Origin of the sequence: Desulfotomaculum sp. 1211_IL3151, assembly GCF_036763075.1 — a bacterium.
Lineage (GTDB): Bacteria > Bacillota > Desulfotomaculia > Desulfotomaculales > Desulfotomaculaceae > Desulfotomaculum.
The window spans coordinates 16,510-28,803 of the sequence record NZ_JBAIYV010000022.1 but is presented as its reverse complement, the minus strand read 5'-3'; the positions used below and the strand labels follow the sequence as shown (position 1 = coordinate 28,803).

Sequence of the window (12,294 nt, the reverse complement as noted above, 5' to 3'; positions counted from 1 at the left end):
GTTTGTTATTGATTGTTGACATCCTATTACCATAACATCTTATTCCGACATAGCTGTAGGGAATGGTCCAGACCGTTCCCTACCTGGGTAGGTTGCTGGCATTAACCTTTAACAGAGCCAATAAAAAAAGTGTCGCCTACTACAAAAGTAGTTTTGCGACACTCCGTTTTATTTATCTTTTATTTTTCCTTAAACATATCACCAAATACATCACCCAGGGTTATTTTCTCTTCGGGGGCTTCCTGAATGACAGGCTGCTCCAAAGTATCCTCCTGCCTCCGGGGGCGTGCTTCCCGAGGGGGGCGTCCTTCGCTGTTCACTTCTCGGATGGAAAGACGGATACGTTTTTCAGTGGGGTCTATACTAAGTACTTTTACTTGAACCTCTTCCCCTTCCTTAACAACATCACCAGGCTTTTCAACATGATGATCTGCTAAATGAGAAATATGAACAAGGCCTTCGATGCCAGGCTCTAACTTTATAAATGCACCAAAGGGAGCCAAGCGCACCACCTTGGCATTAAATACGCCAGCCACCGGATATTTCTCTTCAATATTATCCCAGGGATTAGGTAAAACTTGTTTAAGCCCCAAGGAAATTTTTTCATTATCCCGATCAATTTTTAGAACCATAACCTCCAATTCATCCCCAACCTTGACAACTTCCTCGGGATGATTAATACGATGCCAGCTCATCTCAGAGATATGCAATAGCCCATCTAACCCGCCAAGATCAACAAAGGCACCAAAGTTGGTGAGACGACGGACTGTTCCTTTAACTACTTGTCCCTCTTGTAAGGAAGTTAAAAGTTCTTCCCGCATACGGGTTGCTTGTTCTTCCAGGACAGCTTTTCTTGATACAACTACCTTTTTACGGGCTTTGTTCATTTCAATAACACGTACTTCAATTTCTTGGTTTAGGTAGTTAGAAAGGTCTTCCACATAACCCCGTTCTACCAGGGAAGCGGGCAAGAAAGCACGAACCCCAACATCAACCAGCATGCCGCCTTTGACAACTTCGCGAATAACGCCTTTAATGATGCTGCCCTGTTCCATTGCCTCTGCTAAGCCATCCCAGGCCTTTTCTGCTGCAGCACGTTCTTTGGATAAAATAATTTTACCTTCATTGTCCTCCGCTTTTATTACAACACATTCTATTTCATCTCCAACTTTAACCAGTTCCTGGAGACTGTTTACACCATAAAAGGACATTTCCTTGCGAGGTATGACTCCTTCGGATTTTGCTCCAATATCAACCAATACCTCGTCCATACCCACTTGTACAACAATACCCTTGACCAGTTCACCTGTTTGTGGAGATTTTACCTCCATGGCTTCACTCATACCTTCTTCCTCATTGGGCATCTGATTCAGTTCATTCATCCTCTTTTTAACCTCCTCTATACTTGCGTCAGGTGTTGAAGCGCCCGCGGTCAGACCAAATGTATCATAACCTCCGAACCATTCCTCACGTAGTTCCTCTGGGGACTCTACATGATAAGTTGGTGTCCCAGTTTCTTGACATAGTCTGGCCAGTTTTTTTGTATTGGCACTATTCTTGCCACCTACCACAACCATCACATCCACTTCCCCGGCTAATTCCACGGCGGACCTTTGGCGCTCCCCAGTGGCATGGCAGATGGTATTACGCGCATCCACAGCCACTCCTTGTTGTTGAAGCTTTTCAACCAAGGCCTGAAAATTTTTTAATGGTTGTGTTGTTTGTGCCACAATACCAACCTTAGGGTGTTCAACCCGACTAATTTCATCTGGATTTTCTATAACGACCCCTTTGCCATCCGTCCAGCCTAAAATACCCTGAACCTCAGGATGCCCTCGGTCACCTAGAATATATACAGGAAGTCCCTGTGCTGCCATCTCCTGCGCATATTTCTGGGCCTTTGCCACAAAGGGACAGGTAGCATCGAATACTTCCAAACCCTTTTCCTGGGCATTTTTTATTATTTCCGGCCCTACCCCATGGGAGCGAATAATTACTGTTCCCTCCTCTATCTGGTCTAGGCCGGTTGCTTCCTGAATACCTTGCCGAGCTAAATTTTGCACCACCTGGGGGTTATGAATTAAGGGGCCAAGGGTATAAATATTCTTCCCATTTTCTTTTTCCTTCGCCTTGGTTAAGGCCAAATCGATGGCTCTTTTTACTCCATAACAAAAACCCGCCTTTTTGGCCATTTTGATCTGCAAAAAATCACCCCAATGCCTACTTATCTATGATTAACTGCTCGATTTTCCCCATTACTGTGTCACTCAATGCCTCCAACTCTGCCTTACCCGGACGACCTGCCCAGATTTCCGGCAGGTACACAGGCTTCCCTATCTTAACAGTAATTTTATTAAAGAAACCCCTGGTGCCAATTAGAGCAATGGGTAAAATGGGTACATCACCCTTTACTGCCAGCATGGCTGCACCAATATGAGCTTTCTGCAATGCTCCGGTTTTACTCCTCGTTCCCTCAGGAAATATTCCCACCACCTGGCCGCTTCTCAATATTTCTAAGGCTTTGCGAATGGCATTACGGTCAGACTTTTCGCGATTAATCGGAAAGGCACCCAGTAAAGTAATAATCGTCTTTAAAAGAGGAACCTTAAATAATTCAACCTTAGCCATAAAGTGGACTTTCCTGGTTATAGCACAGCCTACTACCAGCGGGTCTAAATTACTTGCATGGTTCGAAACAATCAAAAGTCCCCCATTAACGGGAAGGTTTTCCAAACCAACAATTTCCCATCTTCTCCATAATAAAAGGATATTGCGAATTATAAACCTGAGCGTCCAATAAAACATAACTAATTTCCTTTCTCAACCCAGGTGATAATGGAATCCACAACCTCATCGATGGTCATCCCGGAATTATCAATCAAAACTGCATCTTTTGCGGGAATCAGCGGCGAAATGGCACGCGTACTATCGATCGAATCTCTTTTTTCAATTTCTTTTATTAATTCGTCGAGATCTATCCTATAGCCACGGTCAACCATCTCTTTGGCCCGACGTTTTGCTCTCTCCTCAGCCGAGGCTGTCAAAAAAAACTTTGCTTTTGCCTTGGGTAAAACCACTGTGCCAATATCCCTGCCATCCATAACTACTCCGGTTTCCCTGGCAATTTCCTGCTGACGTTCGACAAGTACTTGCCTGACACCCGGTATTTTGGCAATGGTTGAAACATGCTGGGTTACTTCAGGGGAGCGAATCTCATCTGTTACATCCAAATCGTCCAGCAGAACCGATTGCTTAGGACCGGCTAATAAAGTGATGGTCGTATTCCTGGCAAGTTGTTCCATATCTCTATTATTATTTAGATCCATCCCTTTTTTTAATGCTTTTAAGGTAATGGCCCTATACATAGCACCTGTATCAATATAAAGTAAATTTAGCCTTTGTGCCACTTGTTTGGCTACCGTACTCTTCCCTGCGCCAGCAGGACCATCAATGGCAATGCACACATGTTCAGTCAAGTGATAGACCCCCAATAACTATACAAAAAAACCTGCATATACACTTAGAAATTTCGACGTTTAGCAAAAAACTCCTTTTTTTTAAGAAAAATGCCAGAAGAGGATAAATTCTTCCAGCACTATTATTCTACCATGAGTTGTTTTAATGCATGGCTGCTCTAAATAATCGACCTACCGACTGCGACAGCCACCCTCTGTATCTCCTCCATTAAAGAACGGAAGTTCTCCGGGGTCAAGGACTGTTGACCGTCACAGAGTGCTTCGGCGGGGTTGGGATGAACCTCGATTAATAATCCGTCAGCCCCTGCCGCCACTGCGGCTTTGGCCATTGGGGATACATACTTCCATTGGCCAAGGGCATGACTGGGATCTACGATAATAGGCAGGTGAGATAAACTTTTTATTACCGGTACCGCAGATAAATCTAACGTGTTTCGGGTGGCGTTTTCATAGGTTCTGATCCCCCGTTCACAGAGAATCACATTATAATTACCACCAGCCATAATGTATTCTGCGGACATTAACCACTCCTCGATGGTGGCAGATACACCCCTCTTTAATAAAACAGGCTTGTTTACCTTTGCCACTGCCCGCAAAAGAAAGTAATTTTGCATGTTTCTGGCACCTATTTGTAAAATATCGGCATATTCAGCTACCATGGGCAAGGTACTGGCATCCATTACCTCCGTAACAATTTTCAGGCCGGTTCTTGCCCTGGCTTCTGCCAAGTATTGTAGTCCTTCTTCTTCTAAACCCTGAAAGGCATAGGGAGAGGTGCGGGGTTTATAGGCACCTCCCCTTAATATCGTTGCTCCAGCTTTTTTCACTAATTCTGCAGCCTCAAAAAGCTGTTCCCTGCTTTCCACGGCACAGGGCCCAGCCATTGTGTGAATCTTTTGTCCACCAATCTCAAGATCCCCCACCTTAATTACCGTGTCTTCTTCCTTAAAGGCTCTGCTAACCAGTGTATAGGGCTTGAGAATAGTTACTACATGATCGACCCCAGGCATCGCTTCTAAGGCAAAATCACCTTTTCTTGTCTTATCTCCAATGGCACCAATGATGGTTCGCTCCACTCCCTGGGAAAGATGAACTTGCAAGCCGGCCCTTTGCAGTCTTTGGGAAACAGCATTTATATGTTTATGATTCGCTTTTTGATTCATTACGACAATCACCGTACTTCTCCTTCCGTCGTAAAACTTCCGGACTGCTACCTTTCCTTAATATAACCATAAAACAATTATATCAATTTAGTAAAATATTTTTTGGAAAAACACGATACTAATGATAAAATATTGGTAATTATTTTCTGAAAGGAGTTATTATATGGTTATTTCTGATAAAATTGCATCCTCCTTGAGTAAGGGCTCATTCATTCGTAAAATGTTTGAAGAAGGTGATCGTTTAAGAAAAATTCATGGCCCAGAAAATGTCTATGATTTTACGCTCGGCAACCCTTCGGTAGAACCACCGGCTAAATTTAAGGAAAAGTTAAAAGAATTGGCACTCAATCCCATACCAGGTATGCATCGTTACATGAGCAATGCAGGTTATCCGGAAACCCGGACAGCAGTGGCTGAGGTTCTCAAAGAACAATCTGGTTTACCCTTTGCAGCCAAGGATATTGTCATGACCGTAGGAGCAGGCGGTGGTCTTAATGTTGTGCTTAAAACCATACTTAATGCCGGAGATGAGGTTATCGCCCTATCCCCTTATTTTGTAGAGTATGGTTTTTATGTTGATAATCACGGCGGGGTTTTAAAGGTTGTTCCTACCAACGAAGACTTCCTCCCCGATTTAAAGGCCATTGATGCTGCTATCAATAATCGTACTCGGGCAATCATTATTAACTCCCCCAACAATCCAACCGGTGTCGTCTATTCTGCCGAAACCTTAGCTTCCCTGGGTGAGTTAATAGAAGAAAAATCTCAACAATTTGGCCGCCCCATTTTTATTCTCTCAGATGAACCCTATGCTAAAATCGTATACGACGGTGTAACTGTTCCTTCTGTCTTTGCGCAAATCAAAAATGCAATTATGGTTACCTCCTATAGTAAGGATCTGGCGTTGCCCGGCGAGCGTATTGGTTATATCGCCGTTAACCCTAATCTCAATGATAGTGATCGGTTGATAGAAGGCCTTGTTTTTTGCAACCGCACCCTGGGCTTTGTCAATGCACCTGCCCTGATGCAACATCTAGTTACAGATTTACAGCGTGAATCTGTAAACATTCAAGAGTACCAAGAAAAGCGCGATATTCTATATAACCATCTGACTTCACTGGGCTTTGAGATAAAGAAACCCCAAGGGGCCTTTTACCTATTTCCTAAGACACCCTTGGCTGATGATCTCGAATTTAATCAAAAAGCCTCTGCGTACAATATTTTGCTGGTTCCCGGCGGCGGCTTTGGTACCCCAGGTTATTTTCGTTTATCCTACTGTATAGACATGGATATCATCAAGAGATCCCTACCAGCCTGGACAAAGTTAGCTGAGGATCTAGGTATGAAAAAATAATAGGTGTTTTATTATTAAAGGAACCAAGTCATTTTATTGACTGGTTCCTTTTTTACTTGATCAGAAATCGAGCCAAACTTTCGAATGCATTTCCAACTTAGGATTTTTTCTTGTGGGGTGTAACACTTTTCGCACCTTTTACTTATTATGTAGCATGGGTTACCTAATCATTAAATTTTAGGGGGGGCGTTTATATGGGCGGTTACGGTTACGGAAATTCCAGTTTTATCGTGTTCCTCATCCTTATTCTTTTACTTCTAGGTGGTCCCGGTTACGGAACCTATGAGGTAGAGAACTAATTAAGTGAACAGTGGTTCACCATAAAAATATTATTATAGGAGGGTGTTAAAATGGGTGGTTACAATAATAGTTCCTTTATCATTTTCTTGGTTTTAATTTTACTATTCTTTGGCGGTTTTGGTTATGGCAGCTACGGTGTGGAAAAATAATATGTAAAACTACAAAAATAGGCCGGAGCTGCTCCGGCCTATTTTTATTTCACAAGGTCTGGCCTTAAACTGATGGCCTTCGAAGATACACGTGTTTAATGTCATTTTGCTGCATAATTACCTTTAGCATTTCACTGGTTGCCTTTAATACTTTTTCTTTATCATTCTGTTCGACTTGTAATAGCTCCTTTTATTCCCCTAATCCAGACCATGCTGCCTCCTTCTAAGCTAGGGGCTTGATACAGCCCGATGGCCTAAACCTAGGGCCACCTCATCGAGGTGTAAAAGCCCTACACCTAAAAATACCGCCACGCTAATATGATCTGCCTGCTTGGCGATCCCTATTTTACCACCTACGTTTAATCCGATTGCCTTAGGCATAACAATCGAAAGAGCTTCACGGGTTGCACCAGCCACCGCTCCTTCATCTGCATGGATTTCCTTGATAACTCCTTCCCGTTTAGCAGCAACCACAGCCCTTTCGATAATACGACTTACCGAAGAGATAAAATCACCACCAAAATCTACCGCAACAGTTCGAATACCATCCTGTAAAAACCTTTGTTTGTATTCTTTTTCCTGATCCCTTGATTCAGTCATGGACATTTCTATGGCAGCCTTGGCCACTTTTCTACTACCATGGAGACTCAAGCAAACACCTCCAAAAAATTAAAGCTCCTCGGTACTATTCCTTTTTTTACCTGTTAACTGCCTAGATTATATTATAGCTGTTACTTAATTGCAACTTCCCATCGCCTTTCGTTTTTAGCTTTTAGCCGTTATTTATAGACCAAAGGCAGCAGACCCCCATGCCTTTAACTGCACCATCAAAGAATAAAAATTTAATGTTATCCAGAACAACAACAAAGAATCTTGAGACTAACTGACAGTTAGCAGCTAACCGGCTAACAGCTAATACCTAGCGGTTATATTTTCGTTCCAGTATGGAGCGATAAAGTCTCATCTCCTCGGCTACCCTGAATAATAATCTCTCTACATCATACCTTGAAAGTGACAAGTTGGGTGGATCGATGATTTCAATTTTTCTAAAGTCATCCCTGGCAATGAACCTTACAACATCTTCTAAGGTTTCTGCCCGTAATTGAATGATCACAGGTGCATAGGCTACTTCATTATTGGTGATCTCATCCTGTACGATATAGACTTCAGTGCCCATATCAATTTCTTCAACCTGTATGCCTTGAATGGGCACGTTTCGAAAAACTGCCACCTGTTGTTCCCTTAAATCCTCTGCAGCCTTATCACCCGGTTTGCCACCAAATAAAAAACGTCCAGGTTTTCCAATACCTTTAAAATCTAAGCGAACTCTAACCCTCAAGGGCCGCTGAGCAATATCATCCTTTTGTAGGTTCAAAAAAATACCTCCTCGCCAAACCTCCTTAAAAAAATTCGATTTAGGCGGGAAAAATCCTGCTAGGTTTTACCATTGGATGTCCTGGCTGCCACAATTTGGGCAGGTATCAAAATAAATTTCCGGCTGCTCAAAGGCCTCCTGGGCATCGTCCAAACTAGCACCCTGGCATTCCATTGTTTTTAGATTACCTGCTTGACTAAAGTTCCCCACCAACCCATAGGGTGGTGCCGCTGCTGTTGGTGAACCAGGTAAAAAACGGGAACTGGCAAGGCTTTCGCAATTACCGCATCTTCTGCAATAAGGCATGTTTAACCCCCCATTAGCTGTCAGTCCTATTCTTCCCAACTCCAGGACGGATTTATGCCTAAATAGGGAAGACACGGCCTTTGCCGTGTCACACCGTTATTTGCCACCTATTTTTCTGCCATGATTTTTTCTATTTCCCCTTGGGGTTCCCTTTTCCTGATAGCCGCTGGTACCAGCCCTTCTAGGCTTAGTCGTTCTTTCATCCGAACCCTTGGCCTTGATGGAATTAAATTTTCCGCCGGGTTTTGATTTTCTGGCTATCGTACTTCCTTCCCCAGTGACCTTGTCCCTGGTGGCGTTAAACTTACCTTTATGGATTGGCCCTTTTTTCTTAACTCCATCTGTTTTTAGTGTATCGGAATAATTAATTTTAACCCCTACCAACAGGGCTAATTCCCTTAATTCCTTTTTCGTTAACTCCCTAACTTCCCCTGATTTTAAATTACCCAGTTCCAGATTCCCAATACCGGTTCTTCTTAATCGGAGAACCTTGTAGCCAATATGTTCACACATTCGCCGCACCTGTCTGTTGCGGCCCTCATGAATGATGATTTCCAGTAAAGCCCGGTTATCACCGACACCAGCTAGCCTTACACCTGCCGGTGCAGTTGGCCCATCCTCCAGAACCAGCCCTTGGGCCATTTCTTTAAGTTGTTCAGTTTCTGGAACTCCAGCCACCTTAACCAGATAAGTTTTTTTTACTTTATGCTTAGGGTGGCTAATGGCTTGGGTAAGTTCCCCATCATTGGTTAACAATAGGAGTCCTTCCGAATCATAGTCCAGACGTCCAACTGGGTAGACCCTTTGGCTGACCCCCTCCAGTAAATCAGCAATTGTCTTACGGCCCCGATCATCACGAAGGGTAGTTACATACCCTCTGGGCTTGTTCATCAGTAAATAAACCTTTTTTTCCGGGGGAGGTATGGGACGTCCCTTGACTTCAATTTTATCCCGCATGGGGTCTACCCTGGTACCTAGCTCTGTAACGACTGTCCCATTAACCTTTACCTGACCATTAATAATTAACTCTTCCGAGTGGCGGCGGGAAGCCACTCCTGCCTGAGCCAGTATTTTTTGTAACCTTTCCATCATCTGGTGCTAAATCTCCTTAAAAAGTAAAGTACTGATAATTGTATCATACCCAGGCTGATTATTGCTAAAACATCATATTACAAATCATAATGGAAGCAATCAGCGTGGTAACATCCGCTGCTAAGCCAGATGCCACCGCGTAACGATATTTACGAATTCCTACGGAACCAAAGTAAAGGGTAAGCACATAGAAGGTTGTATCGCTGCTGCCCTGCATGGTCGATATCAGTCTTCCTACAAAACTATCCGGCCCATGGGTCTTGATTACCTCTGTGGCAATGCCCAGGGCTGCTCCCCCTGATAAGGGGCGCATGACAGCGTGGGGTAAAATGTCGGCAGGCACTCCCAGTACTCCTAAAATTGGCGCCAACCAAGAGGCCAGAAGTTCCATGGCCCCGGAAGCCCTAAATATACTTACTGCCACCAGCATAGCGGTGAGAAAGGGGATCGTTTTGATGGCAGTAGAAAAACCAGACTCAGCACCTTCCACAAAGGTTTCAAAGACAGGAACTTTTTTTATAAAGGCCAACAGAGGAATAATTAAGAGGATGAGTGGTATGGCCCAGCGTGAAATCTGATTGATAACCTCATACATCAGCTTCACCACCTGTTCCTGTAGATACTTCGGAGCATTCTATCTGCCAGGATGGCTACCGTCATGCCACATAGGGTTGCAAATATCGTCGTCCCTACTATTTCCGTAGGATCTTGACTGCCATACAACACTCGAATGCCAATGATGGTGGTGGGAATAATCGTTATACAACCAGTATTGATGGCTAGAAATGTGCACATGGCTTCGGATGCGGTATCCGATTTTTTGTTTAGCTTTTGCAATTCCTGCATAGCGATCAAACCCATGGGGGTTGCTGCATTTCCCAGTCCCAAAATATTGGCACTAAGATTCATCACGATGGCACCCATGGCAGGGTGGTCCTTTGGCACACTGGGAAATAAAAAGCCAGTTACAGGCCGTACTAACTTAGCTAGTCCCTGAACGAGACCTGCTGCTTCAGCGAGCTTCATAATGCCTAGCCAAAAGGTTATGATGGCAATTAAACTAATGGACGTTTTTACTGCCACCTGTGCTCCATCTAAAGCTGCCTTGGTAACCACTTCTATCTGTCCCTGGGCACCTGCTACCAGAATACCAAAAACAACCATAAACAGCCATACATAATTTACCATACATCTCCCCCCTTGTCCTCCTAGGAGATATTTATGAGGGGGGTTGGCCAATTAGAACTGTTCGTCCAATGGTAAGTAAACGGTAAAGCAAGTCCCTTCACCCAGTTGGCTGACTACCTCAATACGACCCCGATGTTTGTCAACAATGGTATAGGAAATGGATAACCCCAGTCCTGTTCCTTTGTCCTTGGTGGTAAAAAAGGGGGTTCCCAGTTTTTCCAGGTCATCCGGATTAATTCCAGGTCCATTATCCTGCACCGAAAGACTAACCTCATTTTCTGTCGGATGATAATCCGTGGCGATTATAATGGTTCCTTGCATATTCATAGCCTGAAGGGAATTTTGACAAAGATTTAGCAGTACTTGTTTGATTTGGTCCTGATCAACAATAACTTTCGGTAATTCCGTTAAATCGGTAATTATTTTTACTCCCTGGAGGAAGGCCTGGGTTTCAAATATCTTTATGAAATCAGTAATTAATTGATTTAATGAACAGGGTTGTCTTTCCGGTTGTTTTGGTTTAGCCAGCTGAAGAAAATTATTAATAAAGGTATCTGCCTGATCAATTTCTTGAATCATAATTTCCATAAATTCTTTAAAAACACTATTTTGTCCTGCCATTTTTTCGCTCATCAGTTGGGCAAAGCCCCTGACAGAAGTTAAAGGATTTCTGATTTCATGGGCCATACCTGCGGCCATTTGGCCAACCACCGCAAGCTTTTGCTGCTCTTTAATGCGTGCCTCTTGACGGCGTAAATCTGTAACATCTGTATAAATCCCGATGGCTCCGGAAACAGAGTTTTTTTCATCCCGTAATAAGCTGGTGTTGACCAAAAGGAATTTTTCCGTTTGTAGGTTGCAACATTTGCATTCAATATTGGTAAAGGATCTTGCCTCCTCAATGGTCTGAATTAAAAGATGGTAACCCCGTTGACAGAAATGAAAACTCTCGAAAGGTTTCCCGATTATTTCGTTTGCTTCTTTATGCCAGATCTTTTCGGCCGCCCTGTTAAAAAAGGTGACAATTCCTTCCCTGTTTAGAATAATTACCCCCTGGGACATCGCATTAAAAATGATATCACTTTGCTGCATCAAGACACGCAGGGCCTTCCCTGCATCGAATAGCTTTTTTTCCATTTGGTTTTGTTTTATGGCCGCTTCAACTGCCTTTGTTGCCGCTACGGTTAAACTTAAGGTGTAAGGACTTTCCAAGCCACAAGGCATGGCAACGGACAAAACCGCTATGGTATCCCCTTCTTCACCGATAATGGGTGAACCCACAAAGGACCACCGGTGAAAATCCTTTACATAATGCTCCGCTCCAATAACTGCCAGTGGTATGCCATTAGCCAAAACAGAGCCAACCCCATTGTTTCCCATCACTGGCTCGGCAAAACTGACACCGGACTCATAGGGAATATTTATAAAATTACTTGTGGTATCTTTGCCTGTAAATGACTTTAGGATAATTCCTTCGGAATCAGCTATGAGAATTAGGAAGGTTTGGTTTTGCGTGCTAAGGGTAGTTTTGATGGTTTGAATGTGGGGCTCAAGTAGATCTAGTACACTTTTTAGGTGGGATCTTCTATAATATAGTTCTTCATCCGTCAATTTTTTTATGTTTATTTGATGAGGGTTAATATTATACGCTACACACCGCAACCAAGCATCATAAGTCTTTGGGAAAATATCGGTTGCATCAACATTTTCTCCTGCAATAAACCTTTCCCAAATTGAATACATCGCTGACTGATTAAGGTGTGGTACAGAAATCAAGCGGTCAATCACCCAAGCAACCTCCATTTCATTTGGAGTTTTACCTATTTTCGACAGACTAGACCTTGGTTCCTGCGAAAAATCGTTGGGACATATGTCCCATTTTAAAAAGCAA

At 43.4% G+C, this 12,294-nt stretch carries 12 protein-coding genes; 1 reads left to right on the top strand and 11 read right to left on the bottom strand.

All coding sequences use genetic code 11. The annotated features are described in order from the left end of the window. Positions 1 to 179: 179 nt before the first annotated feature. From V6C11_RS03840 to aroF, 4 genes are all read right to left on the bottom strand, one after another. Positions 180 to 2,204, bottom strand: a complete 2,025-nt coding sequence (locus V6C11_RS03840) for a bifunctional 4-hydroxy-3-methylbut-2-enyl diphosphate reductase/30S ribosomal protein S1 (protein WP_333529761.1) — start codon at positions 2,202 to 2,204, stop codon at positions 180 to 182. A gap of 16 nt (positions 2,205 to 2,220) precedes the next feature. After that, on the bottom strand, positions 2,221 to 2,805 hold the full coding sequence (locus V6C11_RS03835; protein ID WP_333529760.1) for a lysophospholipid acyltransferase family protein: 585 nt from the start codon (positions 2,803 to 2,805) through the stop codon (positions 2,221 to 2,223). 2 nt (positions 2,806 to 2,807) lie between these two features. Further along, positions 2,808 to 3,476: a (d)CMP kinase gene (gene cmk, locus V6C11_RS03830; RefSeq protein ID WP_333529759.1), complete on the bottom strand. Its 669-nt coding sequence runs from the start codon at positions 3,474 to 3,476 to the stop codon at positions 2,808 to 2,810. 158 nt (positions 3,477 to 3,634) lie between these two features. Next, positions 3,635 to 4,651 carry a 3-deoxy-7-phosphoheptulonate synthase gene (gene aroF / locus V6C11_RS03825; RefSeq protein ID WP_333529758.1) on the bottom strand — a complete coding sequence of 339 codons (1,017 nt, stop codon included), beginning with the start codon at positions 4,649 to 4,651 and terminating at the stop codon, positions 3,635 to 3,637. 151 nt (positions 4,652 to 4,802) lie between these two features. On the opposite strand from aroF, the gene V6C11_RS03820 reads away from it, so the two are divergent. Further along, complete coding sequence (locus V6C11_RS03820) at positions 4,803 to 5,993, top strand: pyridoxal phosphate-dependent aminotransferase (protein WP_333529757.1); 1,191 nt, start codon at positions 4,803 to 4,805, stop codon at positions 5,991 to 5,993. Positions 5,994 to 6,670: 677 nt separating this feature from the next. Here V6C11_RS03820 and V6C11_RS03815 read toward each other — a convergent pair. The 7 genes from V6C11_RS03815 to V6C11_RS03785 all read right to left on the bottom strand — a co-directional run bounded on the left by V6C11_RS03815 (position 6,671) and on the right by V6C11_RS03785 (position 12,191). Then, positions 6,671 to 7,093: a HutP family protein gene (locus V6C11_RS03815; RefSeq protein ID WP_333529756.1), complete on the bottom strand. Its 423-nt coding sequence runs from the start codon at positions 7,091 to 7,093 to the stop codon at positions 6,671 to 6,673. A gap of 268 nt (positions 7,094 to 7,361) precedes the next feature. Continuing rightward, positions 7,362 to 7,817, bottom strand: coding sequence for a hypothetical protein (locus V6C11_RS03810; protein ID WP_333529755.1), 456 nt, complete (start codon positions 7,815 to 7,817; stop codon positions 7,362 to 7,364). Positions 7,818 to 7,883: 66 nt separating this feature from the next. Beyond that, positions 7,884 to 8,123, bottom strand: coding sequence for a hypothetical protein (locus V6C11_RS03805; protein ID WP_333529754.1), 240 nt, complete (start codon positions 8,121 to 8,123; stop codon positions 7,884 to 7,886). Positions 8,124 to 8,219: 96 nt separating this feature from the next. Then, entirely contained in the window at positions 8,220 to 9,215 is a 996-nt protein-coding gene (locus V6C11_RS03800; RefSeq protein ID WP_333529753.1) for a pseudouridine synthase, read from the bottom strand. Between the two features lie 64 nt (positions 9,216 to 9,279). Then, complete coding sequence (locus V6C11_RS03795) at positions 9,280 to 9,810, bottom strand: spore maturation protein (RefSeq protein ID WP_333529752.1); 531 nt, start codon at positions 9,808 to 9,810, stop codon at positions 9,280 to 9,282. Between the two features lie 5 nt (positions 9,811 to 9,815). Next, positions 9,816 to 10,403 carry a nucleoside recognition domain-containing protein gene (locus V6C11_RS03790; RefSeq protein ID WP_333529751.1) on the bottom strand — a complete coding sequence of 196 codons (588 nt, stop codon included), beginning with the start codon at positions 10,401 to 10,403 and terminating at the stop codon, positions 9,816 to 9,818. Between the two features lie 51 nt (positions 10,404 to 10,454). Next, positions 10,455 to 12,191: an ATP-binding protein gene (locus V6C11_RS03785; RefSeq protein ID WP_333529750.1), complete on the bottom strand. Its 1,737-nt coding sequence runs from the start codon at positions 12,189 to 12,191 to the stop codon at positions 10,455 to 10,457. Positions 12,192 to 12,294 lie beyond the last annotated feature (103 nt).

Bases quoted from the DNA above. Each gene is read 5' to 3' on its own strand.
- V6C11_RS03800 (WP_333529753.1), bottom strand. From the start codon at position 9,215: ATGATGGAAAGGTTACAAAAAATACTGGCTCAGGCAGGAGTGGCTTCC.
- V6C11_RS03820 (WP_333529757.1), top strand. From the start codon at position 4,803: ATGGTTATTTCTGATAAAATTGCATCCTCCTTGAGTAAGGGCTCATTC.
- V6C11_RS03835 (WP_333529760.1), bottom strand. From the start codon at position 2,805: ATGTTTTATTGGACGCTCAGGTTTATAATTCGCAATATCCTTTTATTA.
- V6C11_RS03805 (WP_333529754.1), bottom strand. From the start codon at position 8,123: ATGCCTTATTGCAGAAGATGCGGTAATTGCGAAAGCCTTGCCAGTTCC.
- V6C11_RS03790 (WP_333529751.1), bottom strand. From the start codon at position 10,403: ATGGTAAATTATGTATGGCTGTTTATGGTTGTTTTTGGTATTCTGGTA.
- V6C11_RS03795 (WP_333529752.1), bottom strand. From the start codon at position 9,810: ATGTATGAGGTTATCAATCAGATTTCACGCTGGGCCATACCACTCATC.